The sequence below is a fragment of the Nostoc commune NIES-4072 genome (assembly GCF_003113895.1).
GTDB classification, from domain to species: Bacteria; Cyanobacteriota; Cyanobacteriia; order Cyanobacteriales; family Nostocaceae; genus Nostoc; species Nostoc commune.
Genome location: NZ_BDUD01000001.1, coordinates 4,800,456 through 4,822,485, shown reverse-complemented (window position 1 = coordinate 4,822,485; position 22,030 = coordinate 4,800,456). Strand labels below are relative to the sequence as shown.

The following is a 22,030-nucleotide window of genomic DNA, read 5'->3' as shown; positions in this document are numbered from 1 at the left end:
GATAGGTATTTACGTTTATTCATACCCACTTACTTTGTTTTGAGATAGATAGAATAAGTAGAGTGTGCTAAATGTAACAAAAAATGTATAAGATTTACTAGTTTTAACATATATACATATTTTATAAAAAATATTTTGTACGGAGAGAAATATTACAAAGAAGAAAACATTTCATAGCTGATATTTTCAATTTACAAATGTTCGGTTGTTGATTCCGCAAAAAACTTAAGAAATATGAATAATTCCGGTGCATTCGCCAAACTACGTCCAATCAGTTTGTTAAGACAGTTATCCAATTGCTCCGACAGTACTTGTTTACAAGCATTGAGTAACTCAGTTTCTTGGTCGATTTACCTAGAACAGGGGAGAATAACCTACGCTACCCATTCAGTGGAACCCTTTGACCGGCTAGAACGTCATTTGCGTCGCCTCAGCCATCAAATTCCACTGCTTACCAGTGAGGTTCGTGTTCAATTACGTCTAATGTTTGAACCTGATTCATACACTTACTTAATTGAAGATGAGAGTAATTCAACAAGCCATCCTCCTGAATATCAGGCTATATCCTGGCTTGTTAGTCAACAATATTTACATTCTCCACAAGCAGCAGTGCTGATTCAAGAATTAGTTCGAGAGGTGATTGAATCATTTTTACTAATCAAACAAGGTACTTATGAATTAGCAGAACCGCTTGATATAATGCCAATATTTTGCAGGTTAGATGTAGAAAAAATTCTAGAACATTGCCAAGTAAGATTAAAAAAATGGCAAGCTTTTGTTCCTCAAATTTCTTCTCCATATCAACGTCCATATTTGTTGATTAACAGCAAAATTGAGGAAAAAGATTTAGCAAAACTCCAGCCAGATTTAACTAATTGGATGAAAGGTTTTAGCCTGTGTCATCTAGCCGTAATTTTGAATCAAGATGAAATCCAACTGGCTCACACTTTATACTCTTACATACTTAAGGGTGCGATTATCTTGCATGAAGCTGATCCACCTTATGATAAATTACCAAAAATATTTGAAGAGCAATCTTTTATCTCAAAATTCATTCCAAAGTTAGTTGATACCAAAAAAGAACCAAATACCATCGTCAACTTTTACCTAGATGTTTCTGAAGAGAATATAGTTCCTATCCAACGATTACCTCACATTTCTCCTTCTCTAAAAGAGAAATTTCAGGAGCCAACAATATCAAATAGCATAACTCCTCCTTCCCAAATAGTAGCGGCTGCTACTGTAACGGCACTAAAAGCTCACAAAATCGTTTCTGTAGATGATAGTCCCACAATTCTCAAAGAAATTAGCCGTTTCTTAGAAAACGAAAATTTTTCTGTAGTAACTATTAACGATCCAATAAAAGCCGTTTTGTCAATTATAAGGCACAAACCGGATTTAATTTTGTTGGATTTAAACATGCTAGGAATCGATGGTTATGAGTTGTGCCGGATTATACGAAATAATTCCATATTTCAGAAGACTCCTATCATCTTTGTCACTGGGAATAAAGGGGTTTTAGACAAAGTAAAAGCCAAATTAGTTGGGGCATCTGGCTATCTGACTAAACCGTTTACTCGCGCCGAATTACTGAAAGTAATCTTTATGCATTTGACTTAAATTAAACACTCCAATGAGTTTTTTATGCACATTGCTTTGTGGGATAATCTACACATGACTACTAATCTAGAAATTGACGAAAACTTAATTAAGGAAGCTCTCGAACTTGGTGGTCATCCAACTCAGGATGCCGTTATAGAAGAGGCATTACGAGAGTATATACAGCGTCGAAAGCAATTGAAAATTATGGAGCTATTTGGAACGATTGAATACGAGGATGATTATGACTACAAGCAACAGCGCCGAAGTCGATGAAAGTCATTGTTGATACTTCAGTCTGGTCTTTAGCTCTTAGACGTAATTATAAAGTTGATGACTCACCCTATGTTGCAGTGTTTAAAGAATTAATTACTGATGGTCGAGTTGCTTTGCTAGGTGCTGTCCGGCAAGAGATACTCTCAGGAATTCGTGACGTTAACCAATATAATCGGCTCAAAAATTATCTCCGTGCATTTTCCAATCTAGAGTTAAATATAGAAGACTATGAACTTGCTTCTGAGTTTTATAACATTTGTCGAAGCAATGGTATTCAAGGTGCAAACACAGATTTCCTCATTTGTTCCGCAGCTGCTCGGAGAAATTACACAATAATAAGCACAGATAAAGATTTTGAGAATTTCAGTCAGCATATTCCGATAACATTGTTTCAATTCTAGGTCTACGTTACTTAGGAACTTCCAACTAAAAAATATCCCATCCCTGCGGGACGCTACGCGAACGCTTTTAGGGCAGGGAGCAGGGGGAGAAACTAGTCGTGTTGAGTCCAGAAATTGGGATAAATTATTTTTTGGAGTTCCCTAACCCTGCACTCAAGCTAGAGATTTTAATATCATGCGATGTCTACGACGGGCTACGCCTATGCACTTAACAACCTAACAGATAATAATTGCTCAAAGTCTTGTAAAACCGTGGTAATTGCTCATCGCAAAAACCTCGGCTTGTTGAGAACAGAGAAAAAATAATGTCCCTTTTACATAATGTAATAATTACTAAACTATACAGTAATAATGCTAAAAAGTAAAACTAGAGTAAATCTTCAAGATAAATTAAGCAACGAATTCTTTGAAAAGCACTGATAAGAATTCTTGATTATGGAGTATAAACAATGAAAAGTCTAGTAAGCACAGCAGTTATATTAACATTTCTTAGTGGAGGAAATTGTCTTCCTAGCTATGGACTACTATCAAATATCAAGCCTTCAAGCATAGAAGTCCAATCAATTGCTCAAAATAACCATCAACAATTGATGGCTAGAGTTGGAACTACTTTAAATAGTCAGTTTTATCTTAAATATGGAAAGACAGCTTACCTACCCAGTGAAAATCTTGAAATCAAATTTTCAAAAGTTATCGAAGATTCTCGGTGTCCAACTAATGTAACTTGTATTTGGCAAGGGCAAGTTATTATTGAATTAGACATTATGAAAAATGGTAAGCAAGTTTCAACATTAACGCTAACCCTTATACCAGGTCGTGATCCTTTACCAATTCAATTTTCAAATAAATATTCAGTGACATTGATAGCGGTTTCCCCGTACCCAAGCGGACAGGCGATCGCACTCAAAGACTACATTGTTAAAATTGTTGTTAGCAAACCTTAGATGACCAACCTCTGACACACTTAAGAATTCAGCACTGGCTCAACGCTCCGCTACCGCTAACAGGAGCGGAGCCGGAGATGCTCCGCCTCCGGTCAGAAGTCAGAATTTAAAAGGAATCAAGTACGATTGGGAAATCCATGTATAAGGTACTATTCTGATTGTTTAACTATTCTGACTCTTAAATTCTTACTGACACACTTTTTTCTGAAACAAAACACCCGGATTTTTCACAAGCGAAAAATCCGGGCGTATGTAGTTTAACGTCAAAATCAACCAAATAAAATAATGTCTTACTTCCCTGCGTAGATACATTCTCAGTATTTACTTAGTTTTTACATTGCCAGCCTAACGTAGTAGGATTGTTCAAGTGAAAGGGTACGCCTTGCAGGACGAATAGCCATCGATCGCTTCTTGCACCCTAAAATAAGAGCAAAAGACGATTCCTAAAACAAGCACATTCCATGCGTATTTCTCTAAATTGGCTGCGCGAACTAGTAGAGATAAAACTTAGTCCAGAAGAATTAGCCGAAACCCTGACAATGGCGGGGTTTGAGGTTGAAGAGATTGAAGATCGCCGCACTTGGGCAAATGGCGTAGTTATCGGGAAAGTGCTTGAGCGTCAACCCCATCCCAACGCCGATAAATTAAGTGTTTGCCAAGTCGATATTGGTGCAAGTGAGAATTTAAATATTGTCTGTGGCGCTGCTAATGTGAAGGCAGATATATATGTGCCAGTGGCGACTACGGGTACTTACTTACCCAACATCGATTTAAAAATTAAACCTGCAAAGTTGCGTGGTGTCCCGTCTCAGGGCATGATTTGTTCTTTAAAGGAACTCGGTTTACCCACCGATGTAGACGGAATTCATATTTTTACCCAGGAAAATTTACCATTGGGTAGTGATGTGCGTCCTTTGTTGGGTCTAGATGATGTCATTTTAGACTTAACTGCAACTGCCAATCGCGCTGATGCTCTGAGTATGGTAGGCGTAGCACGGGAAGTAGCAGCTTTAACTGGTGGAAAGTTAAGCATTCCTAAACCCGGTGAAGTCTCTATTACCAAAAGTGCCGGAAATTTAGCTTTAAAAATTGCCGATACCCAAGCTTGTCCTGCATACATTGGTACAGTAATTGAACAGGTAAAAATTGCTTCATCTCCCGAATGGTTGCAACAGCGTTTGCGGGCTGCTGGGGTACGTCCCATCAGTAATGTAGTGGACATTACTAATTACGTTTTGTTGGAATGGGGACAACCACTGCACGCCTTTGATTGCGATCGCCTAAAATCAGTTGCAAGTAGTGAAAATTTAACCATCGGTGTTCGCTTCGCTAATGCTGGAGAATCCCTCAAAACCCTGGATGGACAAACTCGCACCCTATCAACCCAAAATTTGTTAATTACCGCAAACGACAGACCCGTTGCACTGGCGGGAGTTATGGGTGGAGAAGAAACAGAAGTCCATCAAGGGACTCAAAGCCTAGTTTTAGAAGCAGCTTTATTTGATTCCGTAGCAATTCGCCGTTCTTCCCGGAGTGTTGGGTTAAGAAGTGAGGCTTCTGGCAGATATGAACGGGGAGTTAACCGGGCTGAGTTGGAAATAGCTAATCGCCGCGCCTTATCCTTAATTAGCGAATTAGCTAGTGGAATTCTTGTCCAGCAGGAAATTGCCGACACCCGCCCCGACCCGTCTACCTGGAGTCGTTCTATCGCCCTGCGTTTAGACCGCGTTAATCAAATATTGGGGCCGATAGATTTAGGAGAGGATACAGGTGAACTGCGAGAACAAGATGTTGAGCGTATCCTGACTGCCTTGGGATGTCAGTTGACTCCTTCAGAAAAAGATACTAACCATCAACCTACATGGTCAGTTTCTGTTCCCCCCTATCGTTACCGCGACTTAGAGCGAGAAATTGACTTAATTGAAGAAATAGCCCGTCTCTATGGTTACAACAAATTCTGCGATACTCTACCAGAAAAAGCCGAAGCTGGCTATCTGCCTTTAGATGAGGAATTGATTCGCAAATTACGAGCTTTCCTCCGGGCTGAAGGATTGACAGAATTAATTCATTATTCTTTAGTCAAACCAGGAGAAGACAGAAATATAGTACTGTCAAACCCCTTATTTGTCGAATATTCAGCGCTGCGAACCGATTTGATATCTGGGCTGATTGATGCCTTTCAATACAATTTAGAGCAGGGTAATGGTGCTTTGAACGGCTTTGAAATCGGGCAAATTTTCTGGCAAGAAGAAGACGGTTTGCAAGAAACAGAAACCCTAGCTGGAATTTTGGGAGGCGATCGCACCATTGGCAAATGGTCAAAAAGTGGACGCGAAGAACCAATCACCTGGTTTGAAGCCAAAGGCATTTTAGAAAGTGTATTTCGCCAACTTGCCTTGCAGGTAGAATTTCAACCCGATCGCCGCGACGATCGCTTACATCCAGGACGCACCGCTTCCCTGTGGATTCGGGGTAACAGGCTGGGTATTTTTGGACAACTCCATCCCCAACTGCGACGAGAAAAAGGTTTACCAGATTCCGTTTATGTTTTCCAGTTGGATCTACAGGTGCTTTTAGATTCTTTGGGAGAAAATGAAGTTCTGGTTCCAACATTCCAGCCCTATTCTACCTATCCAGCTAGCGATCGTGACATCGCCTTTTTCGCACCCGTGAAAATCTCAGTTAGCGAAATTGAAAAAGTAATTACCAAAGCGGGCAAAGATTTGCTCGAATCTGTGGAATTATTTGATGAATATCGTGGCGAAAATGTCCCCGAAGGACAGAGGAGTTTAGCATTCCGCCTAGTTTATCGGGCTAGCGATCGTACTCTTACTGAGGCAGAAGTCGAACCAGTACACAATAAAGTCCGCGAAGCCTTGGTGGAAAAATTCGGCGTCAACTTGAGAAGTTAGTTATTGGGCATGGGGCATGGGGCATGGGGCATTGGAAAGAGGACTTGGGGACTTTTGAGAATTGGGGACAAGGGGAAACACTTGTTACAAGTTCTGATTTAAGTCCCCTTGTCTCCCCTGCCCCTGCTTCCCCTGCTCCCTTATCTCCCCACTCCCTACTCCCCATTCATTTTTTATTTGGAATTAATTAGCTATGCCTAAATATGTACTCTGGGGAACTTACTGCGAAGACGTTCTTGAAAAACGCGCCCCCCACCGTCAAGCTCACTTAGACGGATTAGCAAAACAGAAAGAATCCGGTGTGCTGATTACTATCGGCCCCACCAAAGATGTCACAAAAGTTTTTGGGATTTACGAAGCCGAAGACGAAGCCACTGTGCGCCAGTTAATCGAAAATGATCCCTACTGGAAAAATGGCATTTGGACTGAGTATTCTGTTAAAGAATGGATTCAGGCTTTTTGAATTGGTCTGGGGCATGGGGGAATCGGCTTGAACGTTGAGCCTTTTTACTCGAACGTTGAGCCTTTTTACTCAAACGTTGAGCCTTTTTACTCAAACGTTGAACCTTTTTACTCGAACGTTGAACCTTTTTACTCGAACGTTGAGCCTTTTTACTCGAACGTTGAACCTTTTTACTCGAACGTTGAACCTTTTTACTCGAACGTTGAACCTTTTTACTCAAACGTTGAACCTTTTTACTCGAACGTTGAGCCTTTTTACTCGAACGTTGAGCCTTTTTACTCGAACGTTGAGCCTTTTTACTCGAACGTTGAACCTTTTTACTCAAACGTTGAACCTTTTTACTCGAACGTTGAGCCTCTGAGCTTGAAACTTTCAGTTTTAACGAACTTTGGGGGTTTAAGTCCCCAGCAAGATAGGCAGCACGTTTTGTGTCGGGGTCTAAATCCCCGTCACAAAACGTAATTGCGAATTGCGAATTGCGAATTGCGAATTGCGAATTGGTTTAACTCTCCCCCATCTCCCCACTCCCCACTTATGAAAACTTGGCAAGTTGATTTTTATCGTCGTCCCTTACCAGATGCATCTGGACAAATTTTATGGGAGTTGTTGATTTGTGACGCAACTCGCAGCTTTCAGTATGAAGCTAGCTGTCTCCAGTCAGCAGCAAATTCGAGTTGGGTTGCTGCTCAACTTGAGTTAGCCGCAGGTGAAAAATTGCCAGATGTGATTCAGGTATTTCGTCCTCAGTCACTAAGCTTAATTGAGGCGGCGGGACGCAATTTAAGTATAAATGTTGAACCTACTCGCCATACTTTGGCGTTAAAGCAGTGGTTACAAGAAAAGCAATATCCCTCAACACTGGATAAACCACCCCCAGCACCATTACCAGAAAACCTTTGGGGAGAACAATGGCGTTTTGCGAGTTTAGCTGCTAGTGATGTGGAAACGATATTTAGCGATCGCCCCATTCCCATTTTGCACATCCCAGAACATCGCAAACCCATCAATTTGGGTTTGGCATCAACAGTACCCGTCCCCGGTGTAGTGATTTATGGTGGACGGCAATCGATGCGCCTAGCGCGGTGGTTGCAGCAAGCCCGTCCCGTAGGATTGAATTATATATCTGGCGCACCAGACGGCTTAATATTAGAAGCTGGCTTGGTAGACAGATGGATTGTTGCCACTTTTGAAGATCCAGAAGTTACAACAGCAGCCCAAGCATTTGAACAACGAAAAAAGCAAAGCCGAGGATTGCATTTTTTGTTAGTTCAACCCGATGATTCCGGGATGACTTATAGCGGCTTTTGGTTGTTGCGGGCAGAAGATTGATATTAATTGCCAAAAATATTTGTCCGCCTAATTTCTATAGCTAAAAAAATTAACTAAAGTGATGTCTGACTGCAAGGCACTACGTGTCTACGCTTTACTGTAATTTGTCTATATAGGTCAATACAGTTCAGATAAGACCAAAACACTTGTAGAGACGGCGATTTATCGCGTCTCGAAAACCCAATTTTGTACAATTAGCCCTTAACTGAACCGTATTGCTATATAGGTTAGGTGTATAGGTTTAGCAAATTTTAGTATGATGATAAAATCATACTAAATAGTAATACGAAAAATTAATTATAGATGCTCAAAGTCACAATTACCTTAGAAGAAGACATTCTGCAATTTGTAGATCAGTATGCACAAGGAAATCGTAGTGCATACATTAATACACTACTGGCAGAACACCGCCGCCAAATTTTGGCAGCAGAAATGATTGCAACCCTCAAGCAGGATGCTGAAGATCCAGAATATCAAGTTGAAATTGCTGCTTGGGATAGCCTTGCTGGAGATGGCATAGATGCCAGGGAGTAATTTAACTTATCGGCGAGGAGAAATACGTTGGGTGAATCTTGATCCAACAGTGGGGGCTGAAGCAAAAAAAATTCGCGCTTGTTTGATAGTGCAAAATGACATCATGAATCAGTATGGGTTGCTCACAATTGTCATGCCATTTCGACCCGGAAGTAAACAAGCCCCCTACGTTGTTAATCTAAAAGCAACACCAAATAATGGACTAGATCAAGACCGTTTTATTGATGTTGGGCAAATTCGTGCTGTTGACAATAGTCGTATTTTAGGTTTGGTAGGTGTGCTGGAGTCAGAGTACTGGGAACTTATTCATACAGCTTTAAATGTAGTTCTGGGATTTGTGGTTTAGGGGTATTAGGGAATAAAAATAGAGATTCAAGTGAGGCAAAGGCGATCGCTTTTCTGTAATAAGAATATTGCTTCTATATTTACGCTAAAAAGCGCCCTCCTTTTGGAAGAGCGCTTTTTAATTTAGTTAAACTTCAGAATTAACCGTTGATAGCAGGGGCGCTCATTGCTACAGGAGCAACATCACCAGCAGCCAAATCTAAGGGGAAGTTGTGAGCGTTACGCTCGTGCATTACTTCCATACCCAGGTTAGCCCGGTTGATTACATCAGCCCAAGTGCTGATCACGCGACCGCTTGAATCAATGATTGATTGGTTGAAGTTGAAACCGTTCAAGTTGAACGCCATTGTGCTTACACCCAAGGCGGTGAACCAGATGCCGATTACAGGCCATGCTGCTAAGAAGAAGTGCAGTGAACGGCTGTTGTTGAATGAAGCGTATTGGAAGATTAGACGACCGAAGTAGCCGTGGGCTGCAACGATGTTGTAGGTTTCTTCTTCTTGACCGAATTTGTAACCGTAGTTTTGTGACTCGGTTTCGGTGGTTTCACGAACTAGTGAAGAAGTTACAAGAGATCCGTGCATTGCAGAGAACAGTGAACCACCGAATACACCTGCTACACCTAGTTGGTGGAAGGGGTGCATCAAGATGTTGTGTTCTGCTTGGAACACGATCATGAAGTTGAAGGTTCCGGAGATACCTAAAGGCATACCGTCAGAGAATGAACCTTGTCCGATTGGGTATACGAGGAATACTGCTGTTGCTGCTGCTACTGGAGCAGAATATGCGATCGCAATCCAAGGACGCATACCCAAGCGGTAGGATAGTTCCCATTCACGACCCAGGTAGCAGAATACGCCGATCAAGAAGTGGAAGATTACCAATTGGTAAGGGCCACCGTTGTACAACCACTCATCTAGAGATGCTGCTTCCCAAATTGGGTAGAAGTGTAAACCGATGGCGTTGGAGGAAGGTACTACTGCACCAGAGATGATGTTGTTTCCGTATATTAAGGAACCTGCAACTGGTTCACGGATACCATCGATGTCTACTGGAGGTGCTGCGATGAAGGCGATTACGAAGCAAGCGGTGGCGGCTAGTAGGGTGGGGATCATTACTACGCCGAACCAACCGATGTAAATACGGTTGTTGGTGCTGGTGATCCACTCACAGAATCTATCCCATACGTTGGCGCTTGAGCGCTGTTGTAAGGTTGCTGTCATGGTTTTATAAGTGCGGTTAGTTGTTTATGAATCAGGCGGTAAAGTCTTTGCCTGTGAAACTACTTTACAATGCTTTACAATTTTTAATCAAGTTTTATTACTTCAGTAAACCTGATATACGTTATTAGCTTTACTTATATAATAGATTTATGCTGATGTCAGCGCCCAAAAGATAAAATAGAAAGGAGGATTGTTGTTATCGACTCTGAATAGAAAGTTGAGATCAATTTACTACCAAAATTAGGAGGGGAGGTGTGAGATGACAATTACTCTAAATCACACCATAGTGCCTGCATACGATAAAGAAGCATCGGCGAGGTTTTTTGCAAAGATTTTTGGTTTAGAGGTAGAGGTTCCCGTTGGTCACTTCGCTGCTGTGCATATAAATGATTCACTGACGCTCGACTTCGCCGACGCTGAAGCGTTCGAGCAACATCATTATGCGTTCCATGTCAGTGATGAAGAATTTGATACAATATTTGCCCGTGTGAAAGAGGCAGGTATTGAATACAGTAGCGACCCCATGCATAAAAATAAAGGACAAATTAACCACTGGAACAAAGGTCGTGGCTTCTATTTCTATGACATTGATGGCCACAACTTAGAATTGTTGACCCGTGCATAGATTTTTGAGATCAACTCAATGCATTAGACTCCAGAAATTAAATATACGTTACCCAGAACCCTTGTAGAGGTGTAGCAGTAGTACGTCTCTACATCCGTTTTTCACTCATATCTCTATTACTTCTTTACTAAAAAATATGCTGTAGCATACTCCGGCAATTGGCTGATATTCTGCCCAAATTCTTTTTTATTCTTAAATATACCTGCTAAAAAATCGAGTTGATAAAGATTGGGTAAAAAGGCTCCGCCTGTATCTGCGAGGACTCCCATTTGCAGATATTTGCGACCAGCTTTAGTATGCTCAATCACAATCACTTTGCCTAAACCGATATTTAAAACATCCCCAGCAAAAGTAACTCCGGGTTTAATAGATATTTTGGCATCTATTTTGTATCCATACCCTTTAATAGCATCAACTTCTCTAAAATACCAATAACGCTTTTGTGCTGTTGCTTTTAATCCGCGAATATAAGGCATTGCATTATTTCTATCTACATTAAAAAATGCCTTATAACCATCTGTAAAATTAATCAGTATCGTTCCTTCCATTATTGCTTCTTCTAAACCATTTCTGGTTAGATAAGCGAGACTTGTAACTTTTCCAAATTCTCTACCGCCTGGTTCATAAATACCTGATAAAACATCTTGCTTTGTATATCTAGTGTAAAACTTATCGTTATTAGAGTTGTCTTTTAAACTATAAATTGGTGTATTAAAAGTAGAGGTTTTCTTGCGAGAACCGGGGTGAGTAAACACAGCATATTTGGTAATTCTTAATTGTTTCTGTTTTTTGTCTTTTGGGTTATAAGCAGTCCATTTAATAACTCGAAAATTGGAATTGATAAACTTGGGGTCTTGTAAACGAGTAGCTCGATTATTAGCAATATCCTCCTTTAAGACAACAATCATGAAATTTAAAGTATTGATGACATCTGGAACAGTAACGCCTTGAGTAGCAAGCATCCCTGTACGCAGAATATCTGGGTCTTCTGAACTATAATCTTGAAAATATCTTCTAGTATTAACGAGAACGGTTAACAAATCTTTTTGATTGAAGTTAACCTTACTACTAGGTAGTTTGACTGGAGTTACAATTTGGCTGCCATTAATACTAAATTTATATTTTTTGAACTCATCGACAACTGGATAGGGTGCAGATGCGGCTAATAAATTTTGTTGAGATGAAAAATCATTTTGCTTGTCGAAAATTCGATTTGAGGTGAGAAAAATCTGTGATTTAAATGGGGTAAAATTTTCTTGCTGAGTAAAAAAATTATCTTGTTGGGCTATCTGTTTAGTTTTTAACTGAGTATATAAATGGCTACTGGCTAAACTGACAAGCAACAAGGCAGCACAACCTACTGTGATACGGAATTTTTGGTTAAATAAGATATTCATAACTTAAGGAATAAATTCCTATTATCTCTTAGTATCTTCCATTTTGAATTTTTTAAGTTTCTATCACCTCACGCACTAACTGCGCCAATTTTTCGGCACTATCGGGAACTGCGATCGCATGAGCTTTTTCTCCCATCTTTGCTAATTCATCTGGTGACTGCAACAAATTCAACACATTACTTTGCAATATTTGTGGCGTCAACTCTGACTGCTTTAGTGTTAACGCCGCACCAGATGAAGTAAATACGTCTGCATTATAAGATTGATGGTCTTCGGCAGCAAAGGGGTAAGGAATCAAAATTGCTGGCGTTCCGCACACTGCTAATTCTGTCAAGCTACCAGCACCAGAACGACTAATGGCAAGAGTAGCTCGTTGCAACAATGCTGCCATATTGTTGTAAAAAGGTAAGGCTATGTACTGTGGATGTTTAAGGCTATCTGCTTCCTCGTCGCGATCGCCAGTTAAATGTACTACATAAGCACCAGCATCAAACCAAGCCTTTGCAGATTCACGCACCAACTTATTAACCGCAACTGCGCCCTGGCTACCACCAAATACGACAATTAAAGGGACACCATCAGGAATAGCTAAATCTAAGGGTGCATCAATTGCCCCATCGAGGAATTGCGATCGCACTGGAGTACCAACACAGACATTTTTAGCACGAGGCAAATACTTAGCAGCTACTTCAAATCCCAAGGCTACTGCACTACACCAAGGGCCAAAAAAGCGAGTTACTTTACCAGGTATTGCGTTAGATTCGTGAAAAACCACAGGTAAACCAAGGGAACGCGCCGCAATGACGGCTGGCCCGGCAATGTAACCCCCTGTGGTAAACACCCCTTGAAAATTTCTCTGCTTCAAAATTCGTCTGACTTCTATAATCGAACCAGCCAGTTTACCCAAAATGCGAATAGAGGAAATTCCAAACCCTTGCTGAAACCCTTCAACTGCAATAGTATTCAAGGGATACTCTTTAGGGACAAGTTCAGTTTCTAGCCGATTGGGTACTCCCAGCCATTCGATTTGATAATCTGGCAATTTTTGTGCCAGTGCGATCGCTGGAAACAAATGTCCACCAGTCCCACTGGCAGCTATTAATAATCGTATCGGTGCGTTTGCCATCAAACCTCTACCGTTTAGCGTCTAGCTTAACTAAGATAAAACAATTTCCTTACTTTCTCTCATCAAATCAGTAAACTCTTAACCAATGACAAACATTATTACCGCCTTATTGAGACGACAACTCAGATTTCCAGCTAGTATCTGGCTAGTTTCATTCCTGCTAACCCTTGGTTTAACAAGTGGTTGGCAACGTACTCAAGCGGCGACACCACAACAGTTAGTCCAAGCTGGTACAGCCCAAAATGCACCAGCCGATGTGAAAAACCTGTTGACACAAGTTGATGCAGCCGCTAGTCAAGGCGATGTCAAAGGGGTGTTGCAATTCTACAGCCCCAATTTCACTCATGGGGATGGATTAAACCTGCAAACCCTGCAAAAGTCTTTGACTTCACTTTGGCAACGATATCCCAAATTGCAATACAGTACAAAACTGCTATCTTCAAAACCTGAAGGCAATGGAATTATTGCGGAAACTGAAACGAAGATAACTGGCTTACCTTCCGCTAACAATAATAATTCGACTCTCAATGCCACAATTAAATCGCGTCAGCGCATTGCAGGCGGAAAAATAGTCCGCCAAGACATTTTGTCAGAACGCACCCAAGTTACCTCTGGCAACAAGCCGCCCCAAATTGATATTAAATTACCACAGCAGGTGGTGGTTGGTCAGAAGTATAGTTTTGATGCGATCGTCCAAGAGCCACTTGGTGATGATTTTCTACTAGGAACGGCGCTAGAGGAACCCATACAAGCAGATAAATTTCTCAAACCTACATCCGTGGATTTGGAATTACTAACATCTGGCGGACTGTTTAAAACCGCACAAGCACCATCTACCCCTGGTAATCAGTGGGTTTCTGCTGTCATCCTGCGCGGTAATGGGATGACGATGGTAACTCAGCGCCTGCGAGTGGTGAAGAAATAGAGACGCAATTAATCGCGTCTGTACAAGAGTTAGGAGTAGAGACGCGATTAATCGCGTCTGTGATGATAAATTATGAACTATGAAACTTGTACTATTTCATAATTCATAACTATTAACTTCTCACTCCTAACTATCCTAATGACTTCGCTAGAAAATCAAATCATTTTAATCACTGGTGCAAGTAGTGGTATTGGTACTGCTTGCGCGAGGATCTTCGCTGGTGCGGGTGCAAAACTAATCCTAGCGGCACGACGACTGGAACGTTTGCAGCAGCTAGCAGATACTCTCGTTAAAGAATTTGGTATTGAAATTCATTTATTACAACTAGATGTGCGCGATCGCAATGCTGTAGAAGAAGCCATTTCTACTCTACCCTCTGCCTGGTCTGACATCGACATTCTCATTAACAATGCTGGTCTAAGTCGTGGTTTAGACAAGTTGCACGAAGGCAGCTTTCAAGACTGGGAAGACATGATTGATACTAACGTTAAGGGTTTACTTTACGTATCCCGCTATGTCGTTCCGGGAATGGTAAGCCGTGATCGCGGTCATGTGGTCAATTTAGGTTCCATTGCTGGACATCAAACCTATCCCGGTGGTAATGTCTACTGTGCTACCAAAGCTGCTGTGACGGCGATTTCTGAAGGTTTAAAACAAGACCTGTTGGGAACGCGGGTACGTGTAACTTCCGTTGACCCTGGTATGGTAGAAACAGAATTTAGCAATGTGCGCTTTCACGGAGATACTGAACGCGCCAACAAAGTCTACCAAGGAGTTAAATCTCTGACAGCAGATGATGTGGCTGATGTGATATTTTTCTGTGTGACGCGATCGCCCCATGTCAATATTAATGAAGTTGTGCTGATGCCTGTTGACCAAGCTAGCGCTACTCTAGTTAATCGGCGAACATGAAACCAATTCACAATTCGCAATGGGCTAACGCCCCGCTCCGCTAACGCAATTCGCAATTAAACCAAGCCCAACACTAGGAGTGGGGTTTCGACTTGTCTTGCGATGATACGGATTATTTCGCGCCACTTGCAATGTTTTTACCTTTTCCCTTCTTGATAAATAAAAATTAGGCGGTTTTAAAAAATCGAATAATTTCGCGGACATGATCGAGAAATTGCCCGTCGGTGGAAAGTTGCGCGATCGCATTTCTTCCTTCTCTGGCCAAACGCTCATGTTCAGTTTGATTTGTCGCCCGTAATTCTTCCAAGTTAGCCGCAATTCTGGCTAAATCTTTACGAGTTTCTTCGGCAAAGCGTTGTTGAGTTGCGGGTAATGAATAAGATTGTTCTGGGTTGAGTTGCTCCTCGAATGACTGGATTTTTTGTTCCAATATAGAGAAGCGATCGCGCAGTTCAACAATATCTTCGCGGGGATACTTCCATTCTTGGCGAATCATCGCTAACCGCGCATATAAATACTCATACGCCCGAATCGCTGGACGGAGAATTGTTAATAACAAAGCTGCACCAGAACTTATATATCCAACTGTACTAATACCAGTGGCAGCAAGAGCATAAAGACCAACGGCTGAGAATAAGTGTAAAGCAATGGCAACCCAGAGCGATCGCTTTGCCAACACTGTGACATACTTCACTTGTTTCTCATCGACTGGAATTTTTTTCTCTTTAGATTGTGCTGCTTCTGCTAAAACTTCTTTAGCTTGAAAATGCACATTCCACGGGACGGTAACAATTACCAACAACCACCAAAAGCTTGCACCACCAATTACCCAATCAAGAAAGTTACCAGCAGGGATATGCAACCATTGCAGTAAGCCAAAAGCTGTTAATACCACAACCACAATTCCAGCAATGGAACTGATGAAAAAGTTGATATACATTTTGCCCTGTCTCCAGTGAAACTATACCTCGATCATGACTATGCCACAGCAGTTATACGTAAATTATTGTGATAGTTTTTTTAATTGCACAAACTAATTTGGGGATGAGATAGCTAAACCAGGTAATTTGAGTATCTTTGTCACCTTTTTCCGAAAAATATTAACACAAATGCTTGTGATGCTTTTTCTACTTGCACTAGATCACTCCTCTGCGTCTCTGCGTGAGATAAAAAATACTTCGTATTAGCAATACCTTAGCCAAAAAAATAAGGGCGTTGCTGATTCCATGTATGAAAATTATTTTACAAACTATACAATTGATTAACTTTAAAATAAATCACTAAGATGGTTTTAAAAATTCAATAAGGAAAGTATTACCTTGTGCAAATCGAATAGTAATTTGCATGGTAGAACCTTCAGCATCTTCAAGATTTAGTGGTTTGCCAATTTCAAAATTTACTGGTTGTTGTTGACCACCATTCACCGCTATATTATCAGCATAAATATAAGTTCTATATAATGTATCTAAAATGGGATTCAAACGACCTTTTAAACCTTTAATGTATCCAGTGCTATCAGGAAAAATAACAGAACCAACATTTCCTCTATGTTCTAGTTTTTTTTGTGAATCCTTTTTTGGAGAAAAATTTCTAACTATTATGCCTGCAAAATTTGGATGTGCAACTAAAAGAGTATAATTTTGTTGGGACTTAATATTAAACTCAGCTATACCATTATTATCTGTCAAACTTTCTAAATATGTATTATTCTTACCAATTAATATTACTTGTGCATTATTAATAGGATTATTCTTAATATCATGAATAAATATTTGAGCAGATATAGTATTTATGGTTAATGCTTGTTTTTGAGAAAGTGGTTGAAATTTAGCTTTATTCTGAGTTGTATTAGCTGATATTGGTGAGTATGATAAAGCTAATGTATTGAGAATCAAGAGACTTGGTAAAAGCTTTAAAAAGAGTGATTGTATTTTCATCTTTTCCTTCACTAATTTGGTAATTTAATCTTATTTTACTTGCCCAGACAAAACTGATTTAGAAACTAATTCGACAAATACTTAGTCAATAAATCCTGACCCTTATCGCCCATCTTTTCCAACATCCCCTCAATCTTCTCCATCGCCAAAGGCGAGGGTTTAGAGCGTCCATTTTCCCAACGGTTAATCGTGGTATATGTCACACCGAGAGTTGGTGCAAACTGTTCTTGCGTAAACCCGAAGGCAAGCTGCAAATCATGAATGATCTGCCCCACCTCTGGCTGGTTGATAGCCAAGGGTTTTTTGATAGTCATTTAACTTCTAAACTTGATCCACTAGCCGATGCTATATTATTTGCTACATATTAACTATGCAAATTTGCCGTTTTCATCAGTGAATACGCGCATTTTGTGTTTTTATAGTAAAATTTATTGCTTTAACAAAGGAGGTTTTTTAAGTGAATTCTTAGAGTCAAAGTCGCACCGTTGAGGAAGCGAAATAGCCCAACATAAGACCATGCTTGATTATGAGGCAAAACGTCAAACTCCAGTCCAGACATATACTACAGTCAAAATTACTTCCACACAAACCATACAGTATTTTATTGGGTCAGTTTTTTGCCATCCGGCAAAAACAACTTGTAAAATCTTAGGAAGGAAAACGTATTTATGAGTATATGCTTCGTCCTTCGTGTTCTGATGCCAAGATACGGGCAGTTGGACACAGAGTCTACAACATTAATAGCGGCAAGAAAATAACCGAGGAAAAGGAAGATCGGGAAATTCTTGATCGTGAGGATAATCCTGGTAGCACAGCACTGAAGTATTACTGCCAAGCTATTAAGGCTCGTGGCTGGTAGTTATGGATGAATTGCAGAGAGAGGAAAGAAAAATCTTCTTTCCTCCCTTTGCTGCTATTTTTGACCTTGGTTAACCATCCTCTCTAATTCAGCCTCGGCTTCTTCAATTGACATTAGTTGTGGATTTGGATTCGCTGCGTGCAAGCGATCAACGTATGCGTGAAACGCTTCAGTGTTGTTAGGATTTTGCAACACGTAAGCTCGTAACTCGGTATCAGACATATCCGCAAAATTGGGCTGTATCATTTGGTAACGACCTCCCCGTTAGGATAAATTTCTATTTCTATTGTGTCTCCGACCAGCATAACTATACGCTTTGTCCTTTCGTCCATCCGCACTAAGTTAATTGGCCGAAGTAAATTGCTCATCCTCACCGACATCCGGTAAAAGCTTCGTAATTGTTCTGGTGTTGGCTCCAATTTCACCTCGTATTTAATCGTGTGCGAGTTGCGATCGCACTTTTTTAGGCAGCAGACAATAGACAAAGGTTGCATCTTTACTGTTCCCCGTCTCTATTGGATGAGATAGCTACGCCAAATTGATTGCGTATCTTTACTACCTTTTTCTGGAATTAGCGATCGCCAAGTTTTACCTTCTTGCTGAATTTGCAGGTAAACATCAAAAGGTTTTTTTGGTTGCGTTAAGCGCCGTTTTGGTAGCTTTACAATTAAGTCGTAGGTTCCCCGAACGTGGAAAGCTGGTAAATTTTCAATCGTTAGAGGTTCTTCCTGGGTAATTGCTAGGCGCTTGATTTCAAATCCTTGAAAATCTAGATCCAACTGCTGGCTAAGTTTTTGTTGAGTTTGCTCTAGCCCAAGTGCGATCGCTTTTTGCACTAACTCGCTAGTCGGTAGCAGTCCAATACTGCCACAAGCTGTCACTAGCACCAGCAATATTGCTGTTAAAACTAACCGCACTATGTTATTCACTGCCCGATCTGCTATTTTTATCCTTATCAGTTTAACCGGACAGACTGCTGCTTTTTCAGCATCAAGAAATTCCTTTGCTTTCCACGTTGAGAAAGATCCGGCTGATGGATAGCCTTGGCAGAAGGGGAGACGTTCGCCGTAGGATGCCCGTTCGCGTAGCTTTCTCAAAAGCTGCAATTGCTTATTCAAAAGCTGCGATTGCTTATTCAAAAGCTGCGATTGCTTATTCAAAAGCTGCGATTGCTTATTCAAAAGCTGCGATCGCTTATTCAAAAGCTGCAATTGCTTATTCAAAAGCTGCGATCGCTTATTCAAAAGCTGCGATCGCTTATTCAAAAGCTGCGATCGCTTATTCAAAAGCTGCAATTGCTTATTCATTTTGGTGTTTTCCGCACTTCAAAGCTGCGATCGCTTAACTGTTAATTAGCCTCTAGATATTAGTAAAGGCACGGTATAACCGCGCCTTAATTCGCAAAAAATATTATTTTGACAGGTTTTTGCTTTACAGGAAATTTAAGACTGGCGTAAAATTGCAGACAATGAACTATCTTTACGAAGATCCATCAAATCTGCTAAAGATTCTGTGCGCGTATCCAAGTGGTGCTTGTGTTCTGCTGGCAGAACCGTTACCAAATGTTTTGTTTTAGGTCGCGTCTGCATAACGGGCATCAGTTGTGACTGTGGCAAATAGATTGGTTGGCTCTTGGGAAGGCGAGGTTCCAATCTTGGGGAATGGTTCTGTGCCAAGCGTGCCTGATGACGGTTAACCAGTTTTTGGACTTTTTGCGGTTGCTTTGTCCGGTTGAGCATTCGGAAAATGAGCAAGCAACCACTACCACAGCTGAGGACGATCGCAGCTACCATCCATAAAGGTGTAGGATTACTATTCTCAGAGGGCGTATTGATTGGTTCTTCAACTATAACCGGGATTTTTTCTGGTTCTTCTTGTGTTACCTGTCCAGCATTACCTAAGCTGTACAGGGCAAAAGCACCACCACCTATAAACATGGCTAAACACCCGGTTAACAATAGCCAAGGATGATGTGCAACCAGATATATCAGAACGTTCGAGCTTCGTTTTAATCTCGATTTTCTGTTTGTCAGCTCTGGAGTGGCCCTTCTTCGTTGGGTTGGCTCGCGCTGTACACTCTGACTTTTTTCCATGATTACTTTCAGATTTGTACCCCTCTAGTCCATAAATTGTACTGGAGGAGTCAAGCATCAGGTATCCGTAACAAAGTTTCAGATTTAAGTAGCTTTTTTTGTAAAATACATGCTACTAAATCTGGCTAACTTTTGTCAAAGTTCTGTATTTCTTGTGACTTATCGTCGTAATAATCTGAAATCAGTTCGGTTATTTCGTCTGTCAGCTAGGAGAATGCCTTTCGATCGCAAGTTCAATTAACCGATCAACTAATTCTGGAAAGGACACTCCACTATGGGCCCAGAGTTGGGGATACATGCTAGTCGCAGTAAAGCCTGGCAACGTATTTATTTCGTTAATAAAAACTTCTTGTGTCGCTTCCACGTAGAAGAAATCTACCCTTGCTAACCCCGCAGCATCAACAGCTGCAAAAGCTTGCAAAGCCATATCCTGAATTTGACGAGCGATCGCATCTGGAATCGATGCAGGTATCAGGAAATCTGCCCGACCCTCTGTATATTTTGTTTCATAGTCATAAAAATCGCTGTCATAAGTAATCTCTCCAACGACAGAGGCTTGGGGTTGATCATTACCTAAAACGGCACACTCGACTTCTCTCGCTACGACACCAGCCTCTACAACTAATCGGCGGTCATAACTTGCAGCATTATCTAAAGCGGCTTCTAATTCTTGGCGCGATCGCACTTTGGCAATACCCACTGATGAACCCAAATTAGCCGGCTTGACAAAAGCAGGATAACCTAATGCTGCCTCAATTTCATCACACAGTTTCGGAAACACGCAAGGATTAGACCAAACTTGCGTTCTAGTTATTGCCTTGTATTTTACCTGTGGTAGTCCCGCTTGCTCAAAAGCCATTTTCATGGCAATTTTATCCATCCCCAGTGCCGAACCTAACACCCCAGAACCCACAAATGGGACTTGCATCAAAGTTAATAACCCTTGAATTGTCCCGTCTTCACCGTTGGGGCCGTGGAGAATGGGAAACCAAACATCTACTTGGGCAACTTGAGAGGGAGATTGCCACTTGCTGAGGGTTTGGGCTTGAGGGTTGGATGTGAGATTTCCAACAGATGTTGATTCTTCAGATTCCAGTAGCGGAGTGCCGGTTGCTAAAACCTTTTCGGGTGCTTCTCCGGCAAGAGTGCGTCCATCTTTTTGGATGTAAAAAGGCAGTATTTCGTACTTATTAGCATTTTGCTCTGCACTTAAGGCTTTAGCGATCGCCCGTGCTGAATTGATCGAAACTTCATGTTCTCCCGAACGACCGCCAAACAGTAACCCCACGCGCAGCTTTGCCATTTTCGGTTCCTCCACACTCCTCAAGCAGATAGCGTATCACAACCTACAAAAATTGCCATATTTTTCTATATTATTTTATTGGCTGTTGAAACCCTGTCTAGAACAACTCTCCTATTTGAGGCGTTAGTCAGCGATCGCCCATCTGACATAAGGACGAGAAGCCACTATACTTTTGTAAGTAATTAGGCGACTAGGTACATTAGATTTCCGTAAATCCACACGGAAATAAGCTTTTTTATTCTTAAATTCTACATTGTAGAAAGTATATTCTTGCCCTTGAGTTTGACCTACGCAAGAAGCATAATTACTGCGTAAAGGTGAAACAAATTCGACAAATCGCTTATTCTTAGATGAAACTAACTTAGTTTCATCTGCAAATTCTCTAGTATCTGCCACTACCGTATGTTCAGCACCGCCTTCATAAGGTAAAACAAACCACCACAGTCCAATTGTTTGAGGACATGTACCACTGCTACGTTGTATATTCAGTGTTACATTAGGTGCAGAAATCGGCCCTGGCTGTTGCTGTGGCGGCTGTACTTGCGCTGTAGCAGCTAAGGTTCCTACCACAAATAAGGGGCATAAAATAGTACCAAAACTTGTTAATTTTACTAAATTTTTCATAGAACCTCGCGGGATGTGGGAAACGAGCGCGTCTTTAGACCTGAGAGTGTCAAAACTTGGATCTTTTGAACGCACCCCAACTATATTGCAAGCAATTAGTTGGGGTGCGTTCAAGCCTACGGTGTACACACAAGTATGACTAGCACTATGTTTCAATTCTAGTAGTTTCGTAAGGTGCGTTATAGACACGCCAAAATAACAAA

27 protein-coding genes are annotated in these 22,030 nt (G+C 41.1%); 14 read left to right on the top strand and 13 right to left on the bottom strand.

Going from position 1 to position 22,030, the window contains the following annotated elements; all coding sequences use genetic code 11:
- The first annotated feature begins 234 nt into the window (after window positions 1–234).
- The 6 genes from CDC33_RS21435 to CDC33_RS21410 all read left to right on the top strand — a co-directional run bounded on the left by CDC33_RS21435 (window position 235) and on the right by CDC33_RS21410 (window position 6,595).
- Window positions 235–1,620, top strand: a complete 1,386-nt coding sequence (locus tag CDC33_RS21435) for a response regulator (RefSeq protein ID WP_109010556.1) — start codon at window positions 235–237, stop codon at window positions 1,618–1,620.
- Between the two features lie 54 nt (window positions 1,621–1,674).
- On the top strand, window positions 1,675–1,875 hold the full coding sequence (locus CDC33_RS21430; protein WP_109012659.1) for a type II toxin-antitoxin system VapB family antitoxin: 201 nt from the start codon (window positions 1,675–1,677) through the stop codon (window positions 1,873–1,875).
- Window positions 1,872–2,276 carry a type II toxin-antitoxin system VapC family toxin gene (gene vapC / locus CDC33_RS21425; protein ID WP_109010554.1) on the top strand — a complete coding sequence of 135 codons (405 nt, stop codon included), beginning with the start codon at window positions 1,872–1,874 and terminating at the stop codon, window positions 2,274–2,276. The genes CDC33_RS21430 and vapC overlap by 4 nt, the downstream gene beginning before the upstream one ends.
- Before the next feature lie 449 nt (window positions 2,277–2,725).
- Window positions 2,726–3,220, top strand: a complete 495-nt coding sequence (locus tag CDC33_RS21420; RefSeq protein WP_109010552.1) for a hypothetical protein — start codon at window positions 2,726–2,728, stop codon at window positions 3,218–3,220.
- Between the two features lie 461 nt (window positions 3,221–3,681).
- Window positions 3,682–6,132: a phenylalanine--tRNA ligase subunit beta gene (pheT, locus tag CDC33_RS21415; RefSeq protein WP_109010550.1), complete on the top strand. Its 2,451-nt coding sequence runs from the start codon at window positions 3,682–3,684 to the stop codon at window positions 6,130–6,132.
- A 193-nt stretch (window positions 6,133–6,325) separates the two neighbouring features.
- Window positions 6,326–6,595, top strand: a complete 270-nt coding sequence (locus CDC33_RS21410) for a YciI family protein (protein ID WP_100898250.1) — start codon at window positions 6,326–6,328, stop codon at window positions 6,593–6,595.
- Here the strand turns inward: CDC33_RS21410 and CDC33_RS21405 are convergent.
- Complete coding sequence (locus tag CDC33_RS21405) at window positions 6,570–6,920, bottom strand: hypothetical protein (RefSeq protein ID WP_109010548.1); 351 nt, start codon at window positions 6,918–6,920, stop codon at window positions 6,570–6,572. The two genes, CDC33_RS21410 and CDC33_RS21405, sit on opposite strands and share 26 nt — an antisense overlap.
- A 209-nt stretch (window positions 6,921–7,129) precedes the next feature.
- Here CDC33_RS21405 and CDC33_RS21400 point away from each other — a divergent pair, with 209 nt between their 5' ends.
- The 3 genes from CDC33_RS21400 to CDC33_RS21390 all read left to right on the top strand — a co-directional run bounded on the left by CDC33_RS21400 (window position 7,130) and on the right by CDC33_RS21390 (window position 8,804).
- Window positions 7,130–7,924: a Tab2/Atab2 family RNA-binding protein gene (locus tag CDC33_RS21400; RefSeq protein ID WP_109012658.1), complete on the top strand. Its 795-nt coding sequence runs from the start codon at window positions 7,130–7,132 to the stop codon at window positions 7,922–7,924.
- A 303-nt stretch (window positions 7,925–8,227) separates the two neighbouring features.
- On the top strand, window positions 8,228–8,458 hold the full coding sequence (gene mazE, locus CDC33_RS21395) for a type II toxin-antitoxin system MazE family antitoxin (protein WP_109010547.1): 231 nt from the start codon (window positions 8,228–8,230) through the stop codon (window positions 8,456–8,458).
- A complete protein-coding gene (locus CDC33_RS21390; protein ID WP_109010545.1) occupies window positions 8,445–8,804 on the top strand; it encodes a type II toxin-antitoxin system PemK/MazF family toxin in 360 nt (119 codons plus the stop codon). Before mazE ends, CDC33_RS21390 begins: the two co-directional genes overlap by 14 nt.
- A 139-nt stretch (window positions 8,805–8,943) precedes the next feature.
- Here CDC33_RS21390 and psbA read toward each other — a convergent pair whose 3' ends face one another.
- Complete coding sequence (gene psbA / locus CDC33_RS21385; RefSeq protein WP_109007839.1) at window positions 8,944–10,026, bottom strand: photosystem II q(b) protein; 1,083 nt, start codon at window positions 10,024–10,026, stop codon at window positions 8,944–8,946.
- A 259-nt stretch (window positions 10,027–10,285) separates the two neighbouring features.
- On the opposite strand from psbA, the gene CDC33_RS21380 reads away from it, so the two are divergent.
- Window positions 10,286–10,651, top strand: coding sequence for a VOC family protein (locus tag CDC33_RS21380; protein WP_109010544.1), 366 nt, complete (start codon window positions 10,286–10,288; stop codon window positions 10,649–10,651).
- Between the two features lie 116 nt (window positions 10,652–10,767).
- Here the strand turns inward: CDC33_RS21380 and CDC33_RS21375 are convergent, their stop codons facing one another.
- Both CDC33_RS21375 and murG read right to left on the bottom strand, forming a co-directional pair.
- A complete protein-coding gene (locus CDC33_RS21375) occupies window positions 10,768–12,048 on the bottom strand; it encodes a hypothetical protein (protein ID WP_109010542.1) in 1,281 nt (426 codons plus the stop codon).
- 52 nt (window positions 12,049–12,100) lie between these two features.
- Window positions 12,101–13,174, bottom strand: coding sequence for an undecaprenyldiphospho-muramoylpentapeptide beta-N-acetylglucosaminyltransferase (gene murG / locus CDC33_RS21370; protein WP_109010541.1), 1,074 nt, complete (start codon window positions 13,172–13,174; stop codon window positions 12,101–12,103).
- Between the two features lie 85 nt (window positions 13,175–13,259).
- On the opposite strand from murG, the gene CDC33_RS21365 reads away from it, so the two are divergent.
- Both CDC33_RS21365 and CDC33_RS21360 read left to right on the top strand, forming a co-directional pair.
- Window positions 13,260–14,099, top strand: coding sequence for a DUF8623 domain-containing protein (locus CDC33_RS21365; protein ID WP_109010539.1), 840 nt, complete (start codon window positions 13,260–13,262; stop codon window positions 14,097–14,099).
- Window positions 14,100–14,237: 138 nt separating this feature from the next.
- Window positions 14,238–15,011, top strand: a complete 774-nt coding sequence (locus CDC33_RS21360; RefSeq protein ID WP_109010537.1) for an SDR family oxidoreductase — start codon at window positions 14,238–14,240, stop codon at window positions 15,009–15,011.
- 166 nt (window positions 15,012–15,177) lie between these two features.
- Here CDC33_RS21360 and CDC33_RS21355 read toward each other — a convergent pair whose 3' ends face one another.
- From CDC33_RS21355 to CDC33_RS21345, 3 genes are all read right to left on the bottom strand, one after another.
- The gene (locus CDC33_RS21355; protein ID WP_109010536.1) at window positions 15,178–15,951 is read right to left on the bottom strand and encodes a hypothetical protein; all 774 of its coding nucleotides are present in this window, start codon (window positions 15,949–15,951) and stop codon (window positions 15,178–15,180) included.
- A gap of 340 nt (window positions 15,952–16,291) precedes the next feature.
- On the bottom strand, window positions 16,292–16,948 hold the full coding sequence (locus CDC33_RS21350; RefSeq protein WP_109010534.1) for a hypothetical protein: 657 nt from the start codon (window positions 16,946–16,948) through the stop codon (window positions 16,292–16,294).
- Window positions 16,949–17,013: 65 nt separating this feature from the next.
- A complete protein-coding gene (locus tag CDC33_RS21345; RefSeq protein WP_109010533.1) occupies window positions 17,014–17,262 on the bottom strand; it encodes a helix-turn-helix domain-containing protein in 249 nt (82 codons plus the stop codon).
- A gap of 362 nt (window positions 17,263–17,624) precedes the next feature.
- Here CDC33_RS21345 and CDC33_RS21340 point away from each other — a divergent pair, with 362 nt between their 5' ends.
- Complete coding sequence (locus CDC33_RS21340; protein WP_109010531.1) at window positions 17,625–17,807, top strand: hypothetical protein; 183 nt, start codon at window positions 17,625–17,627, stop codon at window positions 17,805–17,807.
- Window positions 17,808–17,861: 54 nt separating this feature from the next.
- Here the strand turns inward: CDC33_RS21340 and CDC33_RS21335 are convergent, their stop codons facing one another.
- From CDC33_RS21335 to CDC33_RS21325, 3 genes are read right to left on the bottom strand one after another with little or no spacing between them, the layout of a single operon-like run.
- The gene (locus CDC33_RS21335; protein WP_109010530.1) at window positions 17,862–18,053 is read right to left on the bottom strand and encodes a DUF6887 family protein; all 192 of its coding nucleotides are present in this window, start codon (window positions 18,051–18,053) and stop codon (window positions 17,862–17,864) included.
- Window positions 18,050–18,301, bottom strand: a complete 252-nt coding sequence (locus tag CDC33_RS21330; protein WP_109010528.1) for a DUF6888 family protein — start codon at window positions 18,299–18,301, stop codon at window positions 18,050–18,052. The genes CDC33_RS21335 and CDC33_RS21330 overlap by 4 nt, the downstream gene beginning before the upstream one ends.
- An 18-nt stretch (window positions 18,302–18,319) precedes the next feature.
- Window positions 18,320–18,727, bottom strand: a complete 408-nt coding sequence (locus CDC33_RS21325; RefSeq protein ID WP_109012657.1) for a hypothetical protein — start codon at window positions 18,725–18,727, stop codon at window positions 18,320–18,322.
- Window positions 18,728–18,879: 152 nt separating this feature from the next.
- Between CDC33_RS21325 and CDC33_RS21320 the strand changes: the two genes are divergently transcribed.
- A complete protein-coding gene (locus tag CDC33_RS21320; RefSeq protein ID WP_109010527.1) occupies window positions 18,880–19,152 on the top strand; it encodes a hypothetical protein in 273 nt (90 codons plus the stop codon).
- Window positions 19,153–19,249: 97 nt separating this feature from the next.
- Here CDC33_RS21320 and CDC33_RS21315 read toward each other — a convergent pair whose 3' ends face one another.
- The 3 genes from CDC33_RS21315 to CDC33_RS21305 all read right to left on the bottom strand — a co-directional run.
- Window positions 19,250–19,744 carry a hypothetical protein gene (locus CDC33_RS21315; protein WP_109012656.1) on the bottom strand — a complete coding sequence of 165 codons (495 nt, stop codon included), beginning with the start codon at window positions 19,742–19,744 and terminating at the stop codon, window positions 19,250–19,252.
- 358 nt (window positions 19,745–20,102) lie between these two features.
- Window positions 20,103–21,203, bottom strand: coding sequence for a D-alanine--D-alanine ligase family protein (locus tag CDC33_RS21310; RefSeq protein ID WP_109010525.1), 1,101 nt, complete (start codon window positions 21,201–21,203; stop codon window positions 20,103–20,105).
- Window positions 21,204–21,326: 123 nt separating this feature from the next.
- Window positions 21,327–22,030 (bottom strand): hypothetical protein (locus tag CDC33_RS21305; RefSeq protein WP_244919303.1); only part of this gene is annotated, 704 nt, incomplete at its 5' end.

Bases quoted from the DNA above. Each gene is read 5' to 3' on its own strand.
- CDC33_RS21435 (WP_109010556.1), top strand. From the start codon at position 235: ATGAATAATTCCGGTGCATTCGCCAAACTACGTCCAATCAGTTTGTTA.
- CDC33_RS21430 (WP_109012659.1), top strand. From the start codon at position 1,675: ATGACTACTAATCTAGAAATTGACGAAAACTTAATTAAGGAAGCTCTC.
- vapC (WP_109010554.1), top strand. From the start codon at position 1,872: ATGAAAGTCATTGTTGATACTTCAGTCTGGTCTTTAGCTCTTAGACGT.
- CDC33_RS21420 (WP_109010552.1), top strand. From the start codon at position 2,726: ATGAAAAGTCTAGTAAGCACAGCAGTTATATTAACATTTCTTAGTGGA.
- pheT (WP_109010550.1), top strand. From the start codon at position 3,682: ATGCGTATTTCTCTAAATTGGCTGCGCGAACTAGTAGAGATAAAACTT.
- CDC33_RS21410 (WP_100898250.1), top strand. From the start codon at position 6,326: ATGCCTAAATATGTACTCTGGGGAACTTACTGCGAAGACGTTCTTGAA.
- CDC33_RS21400 (WP_109012658.1), top strand. From the start codon at position 7,130: ATGAAAACTTGGCAAGTTGATTTTTATCGTCGTCCCTTACCAGATGCA.
- mazE (WP_109010547.1), top strand. From the start codon at position 8,228: ATGCTCAAAGTCACAATTACCTTAGAAGAAGACATTCTGCAATTTGTA.
- CDC33_RS21390 (WP_109010545.1), top strand. From the start codon at position 8,445: ATGCCAGGGAGTAATTTAACTTATCGGCGAGGAGAAATACGTTGGGTG.
- psbA (WP_109007839.1), bottom strand. From the start codon at position 10,026: ATGACAGCAACCTTACAACAGCGCTCAAGCGCCAACGTATGGGATAGA.
- CDC33_RS21380 (WP_109010544.1), top strand. From the start codon at position 10,286: ATGACAATTACTCTAAATCACACCATAGTGCCTGCATACGATAAAGAA.
- CDC33_RS21375 (WP_109010542.1), bottom strand. From the start codon at position 12,048: ATGAATATCTTATTTAACCAAAAATTCCGTATCACAGTAGGTTGTGCT.
- murG (WP_109010541.1), bottom strand. From the start codon at position 13,174: ATGGCAAACGCACCGATACGATTATTAATAGCTGCCAGTGGGACTGGT.
- CDC33_RS21365 (WP_109010539.1), top strand. From the start codon at position 13,260: ATGACAAACATTATTACCGCCTTATTGAGACGACAACTCAGATTTCCA.
- CDC33_RS21360 (WP_109010537.1), top strand. From the start codon at position 14,238: ATGACTTCGCTAGAAAATCAAATCATTTTAATCACTGGTGCAAGTAGT.
- CDC33_RS21355 (WP_109010536.1), bottom strand. From the start codon at position 15,951: ATGTATATCAACTTTTTCATCAGTTCCATTGCTGGAATTGTGGTTGTG.
- CDC33_RS21350 (WP_109010534.1), bottom strand. From the start codon at position 16,948: ATGAAAATACAATCACTCTTTTTAAAGCTTTTACCAAGTCTCTTGATT.
- CDC33_RS21345 (WP_109010533.1), bottom strand. From the start codon at position 17,262: ATGACTATCAAAAAACCCTTGGCTATCAACCAGCCAGAGGTGGGGCAG.
- CDC33_RS21340 (WP_109010531.1), top strand. From the start codon at position 17,625: ATGCTTCGTCCTTCGTGTTCTGATGCCAAGATACGGGCAGTTGGACAC.
- CDC33_RS21335 (WP_109010530.1), bottom strand. From the start codon at position 18,053: ATGATACAGCCCAATTTTGCGGATATGTCTGATACCGAGTTACGAGCT.
- CDC33_RS21330 (WP_109010528.1), bottom strand. From the start codon at position 18,301: ATGCAACCTTTGTCTATTGTCTGCTGCCTAAAAAAGTGCGATCGCAAC.
- CDC33_RS21320 (WP_109010527.1), top strand. From the start codon at position 18,880: ATGCCCGTTCGCGTAGCTTTCTCAAAAGCTGCAATTGCTTATTCAAAA.
- CDC33_RS21315 (WP_109012656.1), bottom strand. From the start codon at position 19,744: ATGTTTATAGGTGGTGGTGCTTTTGCCCTGTACAGCTTAGGTAATGCT.
- CDC33_RS21310 (WP_109010525.1), bottom strand. From the start codon at position 21,203: ATGGCAAAGCTGCGCGTGGGGTTACTGTTTGGCGGTCGTTCGGGAGAA.